Source organism: Thermoactinospora rubra (assembly GCF_002093975.1).
Taxonomy (GTDB): domain Bacteria; phylum Actinomycetota; class Actinomycetes; order Streptosporangiales; family Streptosporangiaceae; genus Nonomuraea; species Nonomuraea rubra_A.
This window is the reverse complement of the sequence record NZ_MSZZ01000074.1, coordinates 21546-37001: the sequence shown is the minus strand read 5'-3', so window position 1 is coordinate 37001 and position 15456 is coordinate 21546. Positions and strand designations below refer to the sequence as shown.

At 71.7% G+C, this 15456-nt stretch carries 14 protein-coding genes; 12 read left to right on the top strand and 2 right to left on the bottom strand.

The window, feature by feature from the left end:
* Window positions 1-55: 55 nt before the first annotated feature.
* Complete coding sequence (locus tag BSB02_RS36280) at window positions 56-529, bottom strand: hypothetical protein (protein WP_084965531.1); 474 nt, start codon at window positions 527-529, stop codon at window positions 56-58.
* Window positions 530-695: 166 nt separating this feature from the next.
* Between BSB02_RS36280 and rimP the strand changes: the two genes are divergently transcribed.
* The 8 genes from rimP (at window position 696) to truB (ending at window position 9023) form a co-directional block, all read left to right on the top strand.
* Complete coding sequence (gene rimP / locus BSB02_RS36275) at window positions 696-1199, top strand: ribosome maturation factor RimP (RefSeq protein WP_084965530.1); 504 nt, start codon at window positions 696-698, stop codon at window positions 1197-1199.
* A gap of 23 nt (window positions 1200-1222) precedes the next feature.
* Window positions 1223-2215, top strand: a complete 993-nt coding sequence (gene nusA, locus BSB02_RS36270) for a transcription termination factor NusA (RefSeq protein ID WP_084965535.1) — start codon at window positions 1223-1225, stop codon at window positions 2213-2215.
* A complete protein-coding gene (locus tag BSB02_RS36265; protein WP_084965529.1) occupies window positions 2199-2522 on the top strand; it encodes a YlxR family protein in 324 nt (107 codons plus the stop codon). The genes nusA and BSB02_RS36265 overlap by 17 nt, the downstream gene beginning before the upstream one ends.
* Before the next feature lie 112 nt (window positions 2523-2634).
* The gene (infB, locus tag BSB02_RS36260) at window positions 2635-5694 is read left to right on the top strand and encodes a translation initiation factor IF-2 (RefSeq protein ID WP_084965528.1); all 3060 of its coding nucleotides are present in this window, start codon (window positions 2635-2637) and stop codon (window positions 5692-5694) included.
* 251 nt (window positions 5695-5945) lie between these two features.
* On the top strand, window positions 5946-6245 hold the full coding sequence (locus BSB02_RS36255) for a DUF503 domain-containing protein (protein WP_084965527.1): 300 nt from the start codon (window positions 5946-5948) through the stop codon (window positions 6243-6245).
* A 29-nt stretch (window positions 6246-6274) separates the two neighbouring features.
* On the top strand, window positions 6275-6754 hold the full coding sequence (rbfA, locus tag BSB02_RS36250; protein ID WP_084965526.1) for a 30S ribosome-binding factor RbfA: 480 nt from the start codon (window positions 6275-6277) through the stop codon (window positions 6752-6754).
* 152 nt (window positions 6755-6906) lie between these two features.
* Window positions 6907-8172, top strand: a complete 1266-nt coding sequence (locus BSB02_RS36245; RefSeq protein ID WP_276206390.1) for a DHH family phosphoesterase — start codon at window positions 6907-6909, stop codon at window positions 8170-8172.
* A complete protein-coding gene (gene truB / locus BSB02_RS36240; protein ID WP_084965525.1) occupies window positions 8169-9023 on the top strand; it encodes a tRNA pseudouridine(55) synthase TruB in 855 nt (284 codons plus the stop codon). Before BSB02_RS36245 ends, truB begins: the two co-directional genes overlap by 4 nt.
* 15 nt (window positions 9024-9038) lie before the next feature.
* Here truB and BSB02_RS36235 read toward each other — a convergent pair whose 3' ends face one another.
* Window positions 9039-10058 (bottom strand): TRM11 family SAM-dependent methyltransferase, encoded by a 1020-nt coding sequence (locus BSB02_RS36235; RefSeq protein ID WP_084965524.1) that lies wholly within the window; start codon window positions 10056-10058, stop codon window positions 9039-9041.
* An 82-nt stretch (window positions 10059-10140) separates the two neighbouring features.
* Between BSB02_RS36235 and BSB02_RS36230 the strand changes: the two genes are divergently transcribed.
* The 4 genes from BSB02_RS36230 (at window position 10141) to BSB02_RS36215 (ending at window position 15446) form a co-directional block, all read left to right on the top strand.
* The gene (locus tag BSB02_RS36230; protein WP_084965523.1) at window positions 10141-11121 is read left to right on the top strand and encodes a bifunctional riboflavin kinase/FAD synthetase; all 981 of its coding nucleotides are present in this window, start codon (window positions 10141-10143) and stop codon (window positions 11119-11121) included.
* A gap of 185 nt (window positions 11122-11306) precedes the next feature.
* Window positions 11307-11576: a 30S ribosomal protein S15 gene (rpsO, locus tag BSB02_RS36225; RefSeq protein WP_084965522.1), complete on the top strand. Its 270-nt coding sequence runs from the start codon at window positions 11307-11309 to the stop codon at window positions 11574-11576.
* A gap of 241 nt (window positions 11577-11817) precedes the next feature.
* Entirely contained in the window at window positions 11818-14142 is a 2325-nt protein-coding gene (locus BSB02_RS36220; RefSeq protein WP_084965521.1) for a polyribonucleotide nucleotidyltransferase, read from the top strand.
* Window positions 14139-15446 carry a M16 family metallopeptidase gene (locus BSB02_RS36215; RefSeq protein WP_084965520.1) on the top strand — a complete coding sequence of 436 codons (1308 nt, stop codon included), beginning with the start codon at window positions 14139-14141 and terminating at the stop codon, window positions 15444-15446. Before BSB02_RS36220 ends, BSB02_RS36215 begins: the two co-directional genes overlap by 4 nt.
* Window positions 15447-15456: the final 10 nt, after the last annotated feature.

The following is a 15456-nucleotide window of genomic DNA, read 5'->3' as shown; positions in this document are numbered from 1 at the left end:
CCATTCTGCATAGGTGTGACGGTTGGAATCCCCCGCCTTCAGGCGGGGGAGGATGTCAAAACGACCTCGGCAACGCCACCACGTGCAGCGCCTCGCACGCCCCGATGCTCGCGATGAGCTGCGCCAGCGCGGGGGAGACGCCGGCGAGCTGGCCGGGGCGCTGCGCGGCGGCCCTGCGCTCGACCTCCCGCAGCCGGGCCAGCGTCACCCGCGGCTGCCGCGACGGCGACGCGGACACGGATCCGGACGGCGCGGGGGAACCCGTCACGCCGCGGACCGGCAGGCGGCGGCGCAGCTCGGCCAGGTGCGCGCGGTGCCGGTCGCGGAACGGCTCCAGCGCCTTCCCACCCGCGTCGATGAGCTGGGTGTACAGCCCGATCGTCCGCTCCTTGTCCGCGATGAGCCTGCCCAGCAGGACCTCCTCCGGGCCGGGCGCCGGGGCGGCCGAGGGTGCGGGATCGCCCGCCGCGCAGCCGGACAGCAGCATGGCGCCGCCGGCGAGTACCGCTCGCCTGGACAGTGGGTTCATAGGTCCAAACATGGTACGGCGTGCAGGTCGTTCTCGCGCCGAGGCGCTCCTGCGCTCTATCCGTGCCCGGCTGCGGATAGGGTGTGAACTGGCGTTGTGACGCCAGGGCCACACAGCAGCCAAGCACGGCCGGCAGGGCCCGTAAAGGAGAACAGGGGAGGTCGACATGGGTAGTGCCGCATCCCGCGACCACCTGATGAAGCTGCTGGAGCCCGTGGTGGCGGCCGAAGGCCTGGACCTCGAGGACGTGACCATCACCAATGCGGGCCGGCGGCGCGTGCTCAGGGTGGTCGTCGACCGCGACGGCGGGGTGACGCTCGACGATGTGGCCGAGGTCAGCAACGCCGTGTCGGCCACGCTGGATGAGGACGACTCGATGGGCAGCGCGCCGTACACACTCGAGGTGTCCTCGCCCGGCGTCGACCGCCCGCTCACCGAGCCCCGCCACTGGCGGCGCGCGATCAAGCGCCTGGTCAAGGCGGATCTACGCGACGGCACCGTCGTCGAGGGCCGCATCATGGGCGTCGACGAGACCGGCGTCGTGATCGACGGCCGCCGGATCGACTTTCAGGACCTGGCCCGCGGGCGGGTGCAGGTGGAATTCCGCCGTTTTGAGGAAGACGACTTCGACGAAGACGACTTCGGCGACGTCGACGGCGAAGAGGGCTAAGGGGGAGCCTCGTGGACATCGACATGAGTGTCCTGCGCAGCCTTGAGCGGGAGAAGGACATCTCCTTCGACGTGGTCGTCAAGGCGATCGAGGACGCGCTGCTGATCGCGTACTTCCGCACGGAGGGCGCGGCGCAGAAGGCGCGCGCCGAGCTGGACCGGCAGACCGGCCACGTGACGATCTGGGCCGCCGAGCTCGACGAGGACGGCGAGGTCGTGCGCGAGTACGACGACACCCCCGGCAACTTCAGCCGGATCGCCGCGACCACCGCCAAGCAGGTGATCCTGCAGCAGCTGCGCGACGCGGAGGACGAGATCAACTTCGGGGAGTTCGCCAGCCGCGAGGGCGAGCTGGTCTCCGGGGTGATCCAGCAGGGCAAGGATCCGCGCGTGGTGCTGGTGGACCTGGGCCGCGTCGAGGCCGTGCTGCCGGCCAACGAGCAGGTGCCGGGCGAGGAGTACCCGCACGGGGAGCGCATCCGCGCGTTCGTGGTGCAGGTGAAGAAGGGCCACAAGGGCCCGTCGGTGACGCTGTCGCGCACCCACCCGGGGCTGGTGAAGAAGCTTTTCGCCCTCGAGGTTCCGGAGATCGCCGACGGCACCGTGGAGATCGCGGCGATCGCCCGCGAGGCGGGGCACCGTACGAAGATCGCAGTTCGGTCACGAAAGCCTGGCGTCAACGCCAAGGGCGCGTGCATCGGGCCCATGGGCGCGCGCGTGCGCAACGTGATGGCCGAACTGCACGGCGAGAAGATCGACATCATCGACTGGTCGGACAACCCGGCGGAGTTCGTCGGGAATGCCCTGTCCCCCGCGCGTGTTTCCCATGTCGAAGTGCTCGATCTCGCAGGTCGAGTGGCGCGGGTGACCGTGCCCGACTACCAGCTGTCGCTGGCCATCGGCAAGGAAGGCCAGAACGCCCGGCTCGCCGCGAGGCTGACGGGCTGGCGCATCGACATCAAGCCCGACACCCAAGCAGAGGACGCCGCCGGTTCCGTAGATGCGTCAACACGGTAAGCTGGAATATGGTGGCCGTGCAGCCGACACTGCGGTCCCGCTGAGAACATGTGTGGGCTGCAGGGTTAGCACGGTTAAGTCAGAGCTTCTTCGCCTGGTGCTGGTCGAGGATCATGTGACCCCCGACCTGCAAGGACGGCTTCCGGGCAGGGGCGCCTCGCTGCACCCCTCCCTGAGGTGCCTTGATCTCGCCGAGCGTCGCCGAGCATTCCCGCGCGCCTTCCGCGTGCCGGGGCCGCTCGACGTCTCGCGTGTGCGGGAGCACCTGGAGAAGGAGTGCGACATGTCATGTAGGACGCCGGATTAAGGGGCGGAGTCAGATTGCTATGAGCGCCTGATGAGCACGCGGCGATGAGTACGTCAAGGTAGCGACGGTCCGGACGGCACAGCCAGCCTCCCGGGCCGAGTAAGGGAGTGCAGTGGCGAAGGTCCGGGTATACGAGCTCGCTAAGGAGTTCGGCGTCGAGAGCAAGGTCGTGATGGCCAAGCTCCAGGAGATGGGGGAGTTCGTCCGTTCGGCGTCCTCCACCATCGAGGCGCCGGTCGTCCGCAGGCTCACGGAAGCTCTGGGCGTCCAGAAGGGCGGCCCAGGAAAGGGTGGTTCCGGCAAGGGCGGCGCGCCGTCCAGGCCGCAGCCGTCCGTCCCCGCGCCGGCAGAGGGCCGCGCGGGTGGAGGCGCCGCCGAGCAGGCAGCGCCGTCGACGACTCCGCGGCCCGTGCCCAAGCCGGGTCCGCGTCCTGGCCCCACGCCGGGAAGCGCAGGTGTGACGCCGCGTCCGCCTGCCGTACCACAACAGCAGCAACAGCAGCAACAGCAGCAGCCCGCCGCGCCGCGTCCTGAGGCGCCGCAGGCCCGATTCGAGGCTCCGCGTCCGGCCGCGCCGGGCGGCGCCGCGCCCAAGCCGGGCCCGCGTCCCGGCCCGCGTCCCGGCGCGCCCGCTCCCGGCCAGTCGCGCCCCGGTGGCGGCGCGCCGACGCCCGGAGCCCCCGCCTCCGGCGGCCCGCGTCCCGGTCCGGCGCCCAAGCCGGGCCCGCGTCCGGGTCCCCGTCCGGGCAACAACCCGTTCTCTTCCAACGCCAGCGGCATGGGCCAGCCTCGCCCGCCGCGTTCCGGCGGTCCGCGTTCCGGCCCCCAGGGCGGCGCGCCGCGTGACCGTGACGGCGCCATCCCGCGTCCGCCCGCGGCCCGTCCCGGCGCTCCCGGCGCCGGTGGCCCGCGTCCCGGCCCCGGTCCCGCCGGTCCGCGTCCCGGGCCCGGCGTCGCAGGCCCGCGTCCCGGCGGTCCGCGTCCGAACCCGATGATGATGCCGCAGGGCCGTCCCGCCGGTCCGCGTCCCGGTCCGGCCGGCGCCGGTCGTCCCGGCGGTGCCGGGCGCCCCGGCCCCGGCGGCGGCGGTGGCGGTCGTCCCGGTGGCGGTGGCGGCGGCGGTGGTTTCGCCACGCGCCCCGGTGGCGGTGGCGGTGGCGGCGGTCGCGCCGGTGCTCCCGGCGGCGGCTTCGGCGGTGGCGGCGGTGGCCGTCCCGGCGCCGGCGGCCGTGGCCGCGGTGGCGGCACGGCGGGCGCGTTCGGCCGTCCCGGCGGTCGCCCGACTCGTGGCCGCAAGTCCAAGCGCCAGCGGCGGCAGGAGTTCGACAACATGTCGGCGCCGTCGATCGGCGGCGTGCAGGTTCCCCGCGGCAACGGCCAGACCGTCCGCCTGCCGCGCGGCGCCTCGCTGTCCGACTTCGCCGAGAAGATCGGCGCCAACCCGGCGTCGCTGGTGCAGATCATGCTGCACCTCGGCGAGATGGTGACCGCCACGCAGTCGGTGAACGAGGAGACGCTCCAGCTGCTGGGCGCCGAGCTGGACTACGACATCCAGGTCGTCAGCCCGGAGGAGGAGGACCGCGAGCTCCTCGAGGCCTTCGACATCGAGTTCGGCGAGGACGAGGGCGACGAGGCCGACCTCGCGCCGCGTCCGCCGGTCGTGACCGTCATGGGTCACGTCGACCACGGTAAGACCAAGCTGCTCGACGCCATCCGCAACACCAACGTGGTGGCGCGCGAGGCCGGCGGCATCACGCAGCACATCGGCGCCTACCAGGTCACCACCGAGCACGAGGGCGAAGACCGCAAGATCACCTTCATCGACACCCCGGGTCACGAGGCGTTCACCGCCATGCGTGCTCGTGGTGCGAAGTCGACCGACATCGCCGTCCTGGTGGTCGCGGCCGACGACGGCGTGAAGCCGCAGACGATCGAGGCGCTCAACCACGCGCAGGCCGCCGACGTGCCGGTCGTGGTCGCGGTCAACAAGATCGACAAGGAGGGCGCGGACCCGAACAAGGTGCGGGCCCAGCTCACCGAGTACGGCCTGGTGGCCGAGGAGTACGGCGGCTCGACGCTGTTCGTCGACATCTCCGCCAAGGAGGGCATCGGCATCGACGACCTGCTCGAGGCCATCCTGCTCACCGCGGACGCCGAGCTCGACCTGCGGGCCAACCCCAACATGGACGCCCAGGGCATCGCGATCGAGGCGCACCTCGACAAGGGCCGCGGTCCGGTCGCGACCGTCCTGGTCCAGCGTGGCACGCTGCGGGTCGGCGACTCGATCGTGTGCGGCGAGGCCTTCGGCCGCGTCCGCGCGCTGATCGACGACAACGGCAACCAGGTGGAGGAGGCGCCGCCGTCCTTCCCGGTGCTGGTCATGGGTCTGACCTCGGTGCCGAGCGCCGGCGACAACTTCATCGTGGTCTCCGACGACCGGATGGCGCGCCAGATCGCCCAGCAGCGCGCGGCGCGCAAGCGCAGCGCCGAGATGGCCAAGTCCAGCCGCCGCCGCACCCTCGAGGAGCTGTTCAGCGACCTGGAGAAGGGCCGCGTCGACGAGCTCAAGCTCATCATCAAGGGCGATGTGTCCGGTTCGGTCGAGGCCCTGGAAGACGCCCTGCTCAAGATCGACGTCGGCGACGAGGTCAGGCTGCGTGTCCTGCACCGTGCCGTCGGCGCGATCACCGAGTACGACGTCAACCTGGCGATGGCCGACGAGAACGCCGTCATCATCGGCTTCAACGTCCGGCCCGAGCCGCGGGCCCGCGACCTGGCCGAGCGCGAGGGCGTGGACATCCGCTACTACTCGGTCATCTACCAGGCGATCGAGGAGATCGAGGCCGCGCTCAAGGGCATGCTCAAGCCCGAGTTCGAGGAGGTCCAGCTCGGCACGGCGGAGATCCGCGCGATCTTCAGGGTGCCGAGGATCGGCAACATCGCCGGCTGTGTGGTCCGCTCGGGCAAGATCGTGCGCAACAGCAAGGCCCGCCTCATCCGGGATGGCGCCGTCGTCGCCGACAACCTCACCGTCTCCTCGCTGCGGCGGGAGAAGGACGACGTCACCGAGGTCCGCGAGGGCTTCGAGTGCGGCGTGGGCGTCGGCTACAACGACATCAAGGAAGGCGACATCATCGAGACCTTCGAGATGCGGGAGAAGCCGCGCGACTGACACGCGGACCGGCGCCCGGCGGGCCAGCCCGCCGGGCGCCTGGCACTGTCCGGCGGCGCGAGGTCCGGGCCGTTCCGTTCCAGGACCTCCCGCCCCGGGTAGCCGGATGGCATGAGGCCGAGGTCCGGATGCCCGGGATCCGCGCGAGCGGTGCCACGCCTGGGGCGGACGCCTGCCCAGCTCGTCACGGCCCGCCCGCCACCGCGGCGAGGCCGGGCGAGGAGCCCACGAGCACGCGGTGGTTGCCAACGATGTATGTAGGTGCCCTGACCTTGGACATCCTGCTGGGAGACGTGCGCTCGCTGAAGCAGAAGCGCGCGGTGGTGCGTCCCATCGTCGCCGAGCTGCAGCGGCGCTATCCCGGTGTGGCCGTCGCCGAGACCGGCCATCTGGACCTGCATCGCCGGGCGGAGATCGGGGTGGCCGTCGTCTCGGCCTCCGCGGGCAACTGCACCCAGGTGCTGGAGGCGTGCGAGCGCCTGGTGGCCTACCGCCCCGACATCGAGCTGCTGTCGGCCAGGCAGCGGCTGTTCACCGACGAGGACGACTGACCGACCCGCACAGACGAGGGGGACTGACCATGGTCGACGCCGCGCGCGCTCGCAAGCTCGCCGACCGCATCCGGCAGATCGTGGCCGAGATGCTCGAACGCCGGATCAAGGACCCGCGGCTGGGCTTCGTGACCGTGACCGACGCCCGGGTCACCGCCGACCTGCGCGAGGCGACGGTCTTCTACACGGTGTTCGGCTCGGAGGCCGAGCGGGCCGACAGCGCCGCCGCGCTGGAGAGCGCCAAGGGCATCATCCGCTCGGAGGTGGGCCGGCAGACCGGGGTGCGCTTCACCCCGACGATCACCTTCAAGCACGACCCGATCCCCGAGAGCGCCCGCCAGCTGGACGAGCTGTTCGCCGCCGCCAAGGCGCGCGACGAGGAGGTGGCCAGGCGGGCCGCCAACGCCCAGTACGCGGGCGACGCGGATCCCTACAGGAAGCCGGACTCGGGCGACGACGCCGAGGACTCCGACGAGCCCCGGGGCGCGGCGGGGTACTCTGCGACGTGACCTCTCACCAAAGCGAGCTCACCCATCGCCCGGCCCGCCCGCCCGCGGACGGCCCCGCCGCCCGCGCCCTCCCGGCGACCGGCACGGCCCGGCCGCCTGCCCGGAGCCGGGCGGACGACGACGCCGGACCGGCGAGGAGGCGGGCACGTTCCATGTCTGCGGGAAAGGGCACCATGTCTCCGGCCAAGACCGCCAAGGACAAGATCGCCGAGGACTCCGCGAGATTCGACTCCGCGAGATTCGCCCCGGCCGAGGCCAGGCCGGGAAGCCGGAAGCAGAGCACAGCGCCCCCCGGGGCGCCGCCCGGCGACGGCGGCGAGCGGGAGCCCGGACGGGATCCGGGCGGGAACGGCCAGGCGCCGGGGATGCCGGGCACGTCGCCGGCGAAGGACCTCGGCGGCATGCCGGCGTCCGGCGACCCGGCCGGGCTCGGCCGTCCCGCCGAGGCCATCGCCGAGTACGCCTGGGAGCGCACCGTCGAGCTGATCCGCCAGGCCGACGAGATCGCCCTGGCCTGCCACGTCGCCCCCGACGGCGACGCGCTCGGCTCGATGCTGGCCGCCGGGCGGGCCCTGCGGGCCCTGGGCAAGCGCGTGGTGTGCTCCTTCGGCGACCGCCGCTTCGCCGTGCCGCGGCTGCTGCGCTTCCTGCCCTGCCAGGACCTGCTGTCGCCGCCGGAGGACTATCCGGCCGAGCCCGAACTGATGATCACCTTCGACTCCTCCACCCTCGACCGGCTCGGCCTGCTGGCCCCCAACGCCACCAAGGCCACCGAGCTGGTCGTGGTCGACCATCACCCCTCCAACCCCGGCTTCGGCACGCTGAGCCTGATCGACCCCGACGCCGCGGCGACGGCCGCGCTGGTGGAGCAGCTGATCGGCCGCCTGGGCGTGCCGCTGGACCGCGAGATGGCGACCTGCCTGTATGTGGGCCTGGTCACCGACACCGGCTCCTTCCGCCATTCCAGCACCACGCCGGCCGCGCACGAGCTGGCCGCCCGGCTGGTGGCCGCCGGGCTGCGCACCGACGAGATCGCCCGCGAGCTGTGGGACCGCTCGCCGTTCGGCTACCTGAAGGTGCTGGGCGCCGCGCTGGAGCGGGTGGCCCTGGACGACGACCTGGTGTGGACCTACGTCTCGCACGTCGACCGGGCCGCCTACGGCCTGCCGTACGACGAGGTGGAGGGCATCATCGACGTCGTCCGCCGCACCGACGAGGCGGAGGTGGCCGTGGTGCTCAAGGAGGACGACGACGGCCTCTGGCAGGTGTCCACCCGCTCCAAGGGGGCGGTCGACGTGGGCGCCATCTGCACCGCGCTGGGCGGCGGCGGCCATGCCCGGGCGGCGGGGTTCACCTCGCACCAGCCGGTGGAGCAGACCATGAAGCGGTTCCGCGACCTGCTGGGGAAGGCCCGATGACCGGCAGCGGCCTGATCATCGTCGACAAGCCTGCCGGCTGGACGTCGCACGACGTCGTCGGCAAGCTGCGCCGCATCGCGGGCACCCGCCGGGTGGGCCACGCGGGCACCCTCGACCCGATGGCGACCGGCGTGCTGGTGATCGGCGTGGAGAAGGCGACCCGCCTGCTGGGGCACCTGGCGCTGACGGAGAAGGTGTACGAGGCGACGATCCGCCTCGGCGTGACCACCACCACCGACGACGCCGAGGGCGAGGTGCTGGCCACCGTGCCCGTCGAGGTGACGGAGGAGCGGGTCCGCAAGGCCGTCGCCGCGTTCACCGGCGAGATCATGCAGGTGCCGCCGCAGGTCAGCGCCATCAAGGTGAACGGCGAGCGGGCCTACAAGCGGGCGCGGGCCGGGGAGGACGTGGCGCTGCGGGCCCGCCCGGTCACCGTGCACGCCTTCGACGTCACCTCGGTCGACGGCCCCGACGTCGAGGCGACCATCCGCTGCTCCAGCGGCACCTACATCCGCTCGCTCGCCCGCGACCTGGGCGAGGCGCTCGGCGTCGGCGGCCACCTGACGCGGCTGCGCCGTACCCGGGTGGGGCCCTACGACCTGTCCATGGCCCGCACGATCGACCAGCTCGCCGAGGAGTGCGTGATCCTGCCCATCGGCGAGGCGGTCGCGGCCGCCTTCCCGCGCAGGGACGTCACCGAGGAGGAGGCCCGGGTGGTACGGCACGGCGGCCGCCTGCCCGCGGCCGGGCTCGGCAAGGGCCCGATCGGCGTGTTCGGCCCGGACGGGACCCTGCTGGCCCTGGTGGAGGAGCAGGGCAGGCTGGCCAGGCCGCTGGCGGTCTTCGTTTAGGCCGGCTCGCGCCGCTCAGGCGGGCTTGCGCGCCACCATCACGTCCCGGACGATCGCCTGGTCGACCCGGTGCTCGAAGCCGGGGTAGTCCTGCACCTCCAGGCCGTGCCCGGCCAGGATCGAGGCCAGCTCCTCGCGGCTGCCGCCGTAGGTGTTCCACGAGACGCCCAGCGCCCCGCCGGGACGCAGCAGCTCGATCCACACCGGCGCCGCCTTGGCGATGAGGTCCAGGGGGCTGCGCGACAGCCCGCCGCCGCCCCGGCTGCCGTGCTGCACGCCGTACGGCGCGTCGGTGACCACGGCGTGGAAGGAGCGGGGCTTGAAGAAGGACCGCGCCTTGAGGGTGTCGGCGTGGACGACGCTGAGGTGCTGCAGGTCGCCCGCCTTGTAGGCCTCCTTGGTGACCGCGAACGCGATGTTCAGCCGCCGCCCGACCAGGGCCCGCTCGCGCCGGACCGGCACCAGCTCGGCGGTGTGCTTGAGCCGCTTGTCCTTCATCCAGCGTTTGACGAAGGCCACGTAGGCGTCGAAGTCCTTGCCGTCGACGTCGGTCCCCGCGGCGTCGTAGCCGTACATGAGGGCCTGGTTGAGCGTGGTGCCGCGGCCGCACAGCGGGTCGAAGACCGACAGCCGCTCGCCCAGGCCGAAGTCGGAGGCCAGCACGGTGACGTTGAGCAGCAGCTTGGTGAAGTGCTCGTTGGTCTTGCCGGCGTACTTCTGAATCGTGATGAGGTCGCTGCTGAGCCGGTCGAGCGGCCTCATCGTCAGCGGCCGCAGCAGCTCGCCCTCCACGCCGAACAGCGCGTAGACCGACGACAGGTTCGACAGCAGCGCCACGTCGGCCTCCGGCAGCGGCGCGGAGGTGCGGAAGGTGACGTACGGCACGCCGCCGATGACGGTGTCGCCGATGTCGGCGACCTCGGCCGTGAGCGCCCGCGAGCCGAAGACGGCCAGCTCGCTCCGGGTCAGCCGGGTGGCGCTCTCGCCGTAGACGCGGTTGAAGGCCGGCAGGATCAGCAGCGCGTAGGTGTGCATGGGTCCAGGTGTCGTCGACGGTGGGTGTGTCGGGGGGTGTGACCGATCGTACCCAGCCCGGTTACGGCCGACGGCCGCGCGCATGGCAGTCTTGTGGCGTCGAGTGCCGGTCGTCGAGTCAGCTGGAGGCCTCGTGGAGCAGGGCAGGTCGGTCGTGACGATCGGCGTGTTCGACGGCGTCCACCGCGGACACCAGGCGGTGGTGACCCGCACGGTCGAAAGGGCGCGCGAGCTCGGGCTGAGGCCGGTGGCGGTGACCTTCGAGCCGCACCCGGCGGAGGTCGTGCGGCCCGGGTCGCACCCGCTGCGGCTGACCACGCCCGCGCGCCGCGCCGAGCTGCTGGCGGAGCTGGGCGTGGCGGAGGTGCGGGTGCTGCCGTTCACGCTGGAGCTGTCCAGGACCGGTCCCGCCGAGTTCGTCCAGTCCACGCTGGTGGACCAGCTGGGGGCGGCCGCCGTGGTGGTGGGGGAGGACTTCAGGTTCGGCCACCGGGCCGCCGGAGACGCCGAGCTGTTGCGGACGCTGGGCGAGAAGTACGACTTCGCGGTCGAGGCCGTGCCGCTCGTCGAGGGCGTCTCCTCCACGCGCGTGCGCGAGCTGCTCGTCGAGGGCGACGTGGCCGCCGCGGCCGGGGCGCTTGGGCGGTCGCACCGGGTCGAGGGCGTGGTGGTGCGCGGCTACCAGCGCGGACGCGCCCTGGGCTTCCCGACGGCCAACGTGGAGTCCCCGCCGTACACCGCCATCCCCGCCGACGGCATCTACGCGGGCTGGCTGCGCTGCATCCCGGTGGGCAACCTGCCGGCCGCCTACGACGGCGTGCGCTGGCCGGCGGCCATCTCGGTCGGCACCAACCCCACCTTCGAGGGCGTCCCGCGCACCGTCGAGGCCTACGCGCTGGACCGCGACGACCTGGAGCTGTACGGCACGCACGTGGCGGTGGAGTTCGCCGCCCGGCTGCGCGGCAACCTCAAGTTCGACTCGATCGAGGCGCTGGTGGCCCAGATGAACGCCGACGTGGAGGAGACGCGCCGCATCACCGCCGACCCGGCGGGCAGGGCGTGACGCGCACCCAACAGCGCCGACCCAACGGTGTGCGACCATCCGAACCGCGGTGGTAACCTTGCATGTCGGCTTGTCCAGGGGGCGTTCGGCGCTGCCCGGGGGCCCGCACGCGGCGACTGTAGACACGCACGGTCGTTCGCGGTTCCGCAGATGTCAGCCCGCGTGTCCGTAGAAGAAGGAGAGTCGTGTCCCTCGACACCGCCGCCAAGAAGGCGATCATCGCCGAGTACGCCAAGGGCGACGGCGACACCGGGTCGCCCGAGGTCCAGATCGCCCTGCTCAGCAAGCGCATCAGCGACCTGACCGAGCACCTGAAGGCCCACAAGCACGACCACCACAGCCGCCGCGGCCTGCTGCTGCTGGTCGGCCGGCGTCGCCGCCTGCTGAAGTACCTGCAGAGCAAGGACATCGAGCGCTACCGCTCGCTCATCGAGCGGCTCGGTCTGCGCCGATAGAATGATGGGGGAGCGGCGTTTCGCCGCTCCCTTCTCATATCGGCGTTGTACAACTGAAGATCCGACACACTACAACCCCCGCGTCCGCTAAGCACCTTGCGACCCGCGACGCCTGCGGGCCGGTCCTCGGTAGTGGCTTCCGGTCACAGAACCGGGTGCTTCGATCGAAGACCGGTGCTGCACCTCATCTGGGTGCCGGGGTGACAGGGCGCGGGAGACCGACCGAACAAGGAGGTCCCCCGTGGAGGGTGTCCACACCGCCGAAGCCGTCATTGACAACGGCTCGTTCGGCACGCGCACGATCCGGTTCGAGACCGGACGCCTGGCGCGGCAGGCGGCGGGTTCCGCCGTCGCCTACCTCGACAACGAGACGATGGTCCTGTCCGCGACCACCGCATCCAAGTCGCCCAAGGAAGGCCTCGACTTCTTCCCCCTGACGGTGGACGTCGAGGAGCGGATGTACGCCGCGGGCCGCATCCCCGGCTCGTTCTTCCGCCGGGAGGGCCGTCCCTCCGAGGACGCGATCCTCACCTGCCGCCTCATCGACCGGCCGCTGCGCCCGTCGTTCGTCAAGGGGCTGCGCAACGAGGTGCAGATCGTCGCCACCGTGATGGCGCTGCACCCCGACCACCTCTACGACGTCATCGCGATCAACGCCGCGTCGATGTCCACCCAGCTGGCCGGCCTGCCGTTCTCCGGCCCGATCGGCGGCGTGCGCATCGCCCTGATCGACGGCCAGTGGGTCGCCTTCCCGACGCACCCCGAGCTGGAGCGCGCGACCTTCGACATGGTCGTGGCCGGGCGGGTGCTGCCCGACGGCGACGTGGCGATCATGATGGTCGAGGCGGAGTCCACCAAGGACACGCTCCGGCTGGTGGCCGAGGGCGCCGTGGCCCCCACCGAGGAGACCGTCGCCCAGGGTCTGGAGGCGGCCAAGCCGTTCATCAAGGTGCTGTGCGAGGCGCAAAACAAGATTGCCAAGGTCGCGGCCAAGGAGACGGTCGAGTATCCGGTCTTCCTGGACTACCAGGACGACGCCTACGAGGCGGTCGAGAACGCGGTCAAGAGCGAGCTGGCCGCGGCGCTGACGATCGCGGCCAAGCAGGAGCGCGAGGCCGAGCTGGAGCGCGTGCGCGGCCTGCTGGCAGAAAAGCTCCTGCCGGAGTTCGAGGGCCGCGAGAAGGAGCTGGTGGCGGCCTTCCGCAGCGTCACCAAGAAGCTGATGCGCGAGCGCGTCATCAAGGACGGCGTGCGCATCGACGGCCGCGGTCCCAAGGACATCCGCGCGCTGTCGGCCGAGGTGCACGTGGTGCCGCGGGTCCACGGCTCGGCGCTGTTCGAGCGCGGCGAGACCCAGATCCTCGGCGTCACGACGCTCAACATGCTACGCATGGAGCAGGTGGTCGACACGCTCAACCCCGAGCGGACCAAGCGCTACATGCACCACTACAACTTCCCGCCCTACTCCACCGGCGAGACCGGCCGCGTGGGCTCGCCCAAGCGCCGCGAGATCGGCCACGGCGCGCTGGCCGAGCGGGCGCTGATCCCGGTGCTGCCCAGCCGCGAGGAGTTCCCCTACGCCATCCGCCAGGTCTCCGAGGCCATCGGCTCCAACGGCTCGACCTCGATGGGCTCGGTCTGCGCCGCCACGATGTCGCTGCTGGACGCGGGCGTGCCGCTGAAGGACATGGTCGCGGGCATCGCGATGGGCCTCATCGGCGAGGGCGACACCTACATCACCCTCACCGACATCCTCGGCGCCGAGGACGCCATGGGCGACATGGACTTCAAGGTCGCCGGCACCAGGGACCTCATCACCGCCCTGCAGCTCGACACCAAGCTCGACGGCATCCCCGCCCACGTGCTGGCCGCCGCGCTCAAGCAGGCCAAGGGCGCCCGCCTGGCGATCCTCGAGGTGATGCAGGAGGCCATCGACTCCCCGGCGGAGATGAACCCGACCGCGCCGCGCATCATCACCATCAAGGTCCCGGTCGACAAGATCGGCGAGGTCATCGGCCCGAAGGGCAAGATGATCAACCAGATCCAGGACGACACCGGCGCCGAGATCACCATCGAGGACGACGGCACCATCTACATCGGCGCCACCGACGGCCCGTCGGCCGAGGCCGCCCGCGCCGCCATCAACGCGATCGCCAACCCCCACATGCCGGAGGTCGGCGAGCGCTACATGGGCACGGTCGTGAAGATCGCCTCCTTCGGGGCGTTCGTCTCGCTCATGCCGGGCAAGGACGGCCTGCTGCACGTCTCCCAGATCCGCAAGCTGCACGGCGGCAAGCGCATCGAGAACGTCGAGGACGTCATGAACGTCGGCGAGAAGGTCCACGTGGAGATCGCCGAGATCGACTCGCGCGGCAAGCTCTCGCTGGTGCCCGTCGAGGTCCTCGAGCGCGAGGTGGCCGAGAAGGAGGCCGGGGCCGAGGAGGCGCCCGCCGTCTCCGCCGGTGAGGAGGTTCCGGCCGCCGAGGAGGAGACCAAGCCGCGCCGCACCCGCACCCGGGTGCGCACCCGCCGCAGTTCCGGCGAAGGGGAAGACCGGAACTCGTGAAGACTGACACGCTCCATCCCGGGAGGGACGGCGCCGGGGTGGTGAAGCGCACCGTCCTCCCGGGTGGTCTGCGTGTGGTCACCGAGTCCATGCCGACCGTGCGCAGCGTCGCGGTCGGCATGTGGGTCGGCATCGGCTCGCGCGACGAGGCCCCCGAGCACATGGGCGCCACCCACTTCCTGGAGCACCTGCTGTTCAAGGGCACGTCCCGGCGCAGCGCCATGGAGATCTCGGCGTCCATCGAGGGCATCGGCGGGGAGATCAACGCCTTCACCGCCAAGGAGTACACCTGCTACTACGCCAGGGTGCTCGACGAGGACCTGCCGCTCGCGGTCGACGTGCTGGTGGACCTGGTGACCTCCTCGCTCATCGAGCCCGACGACGTGGAGTCCGAGCGCGGCGTGATCCTCGAGGAGATCGCCATGCACGACGACGACCCGTCGGACGTGGTGCACGAGCAGTTCTCCGCGGCGCTGTACGGCGACACGCCGATCGGCCGGCCGATCCTGGGGACGGTCGAGTCGATCAGCGCGCTCACGCGCGAGCGGATCGTGGAGTACTACCAGCGCTACTACCTGCCCTCGCACACGGTGGTGGCGGTGGCGGGCAACGTCAGCCACGAGCAGGTGGTCGAGCTGGTCGCCACGGCCTACGACCGGGCGGGCGCGCTGTCGGGGCAGGCGGAGCCGGTCCCGCCGCGGATCGGCGGCCCCGAGGTGCCGTACCTGTCGGGCGCGACGGTGATCGACCGCCCGACCGAGCAGGCCAACCTGGTGTTCGGCACGGCCGGCCTGCCGCGCAACGACGACCGCCGCTTCGCGCTGGGCGTGCTCAACGCGGCCTTCGGCGGCGGCATGTCCTCCCGGCTGTTCCAGGAGGTCAGGGAGAAGCGCGGGCTGGCCTACAGCGCCTACAGCTACACCTCCTCCTACTCCGACACCGGCCAGTTCGGCATCTACGTCGGCTGCCTGCCGCCCAAGATCGACGAGGTGCTCAAGGTGGTCCGCGACGAGGCCGAGTACGTCGCCGAGCACGGCCTGACGGACGAGGAGATCGCGCTCGGCAAGGGCCAGATGCGCGGCAGCCTCGTGCTGGGCCTGGAGGACACCGGGTCGCGCATGTCGCGGCTGGGCAAGAGCGAGCTGGTGCACGAGCGGCTGATGACGGTCGACGAGATCCTGGCCCGCATCGAGGCGGTCACCAAGGAGGAGATCCAGGCCGTCGCGCGGGAGATCCTCCAGCGGCCCAAGACGCTGGCCGTGCTGGGGCCGTACTCCGACAGGACGTTCTCCCTCGACCGCTAAGGTGGGGCCT

What these genes read in the sequence shown, in the direction of transcription:
- BSB02_RS36245 (WP_276206390.1), top strand. Translation starts at nt 6,907, where the DNA reads ATGTCTGCGGGAAAGGGCACCATGTCTCCGGCCAAGACCGCCAAGGAC.
- BSB02_RS36255 (WP_084965527.1), top strand. Translation starts at nt 5,946, where the DNA reads ATGTATGTAGGTGCCCTGACCTTGGACATCCTGCTGGGAGACGTGCGC.
- BSB02_RS36235 (WP_084965524.1), bottom strand. Translation starts at nt 10,058, where the DNA reads ATGCACACCTACGCGCTGCTGATCCTGCCGGCCTTCAACCGCGTCTAC.
- nusA (WP_084965535.1), top strand. Translation starts at nt 1,223, where the DNA reads ATGAGTGTCCTGCGCAGCCTTGAGCGGGAGAAGGACATCTCCTTCGAC.
- rimP (WP_084965530.1), top strand. Translation starts at nt 696, where the DNA reads ATGGGTAGTGCCGCATCCCGCGACCACCTGATGAAGCTGCTGGAGCCC.
- rbfA (WP_084965526.1), top strand. Translation starts at nt 6,275, where the DNA reads ATGGTCGACGCCGCGCGCGCTCGCAAGCTCGCCGACCGCATCCGGCAG.
- BSB02_RS36265 (WP_084965529.1), top strand. Translation starts at nt 2,199, where the DNA reads ATGCGTCAACACGGTAAGCTGGAATATGGTGGCCGTGCAGCCGACACT.
- BSB02_RS36230 (WP_084965523.1), top strand. Translation starts at nt 10,141, where the DNA reads ATGGCAGTCTTGTGGCGTCGAGTGCCGGTCGTCGAGTCAGCTGGAGGC.
- BSB02_RS36280 (WP_084965531.1), bottom strand. Translation starts at nt 529, where the DNA reads ATGAACCCACTGTCCAGGCGAGCGGTACTCGCCGGCGGCGCCATGCTG.
- truB (WP_084965525.1), top strand. Translation starts at nt 8,169, where the DNA reads ATGACCGGCAGCGGCCTGATCATCGTCGACAAGCCTGCCGGCTGGACG.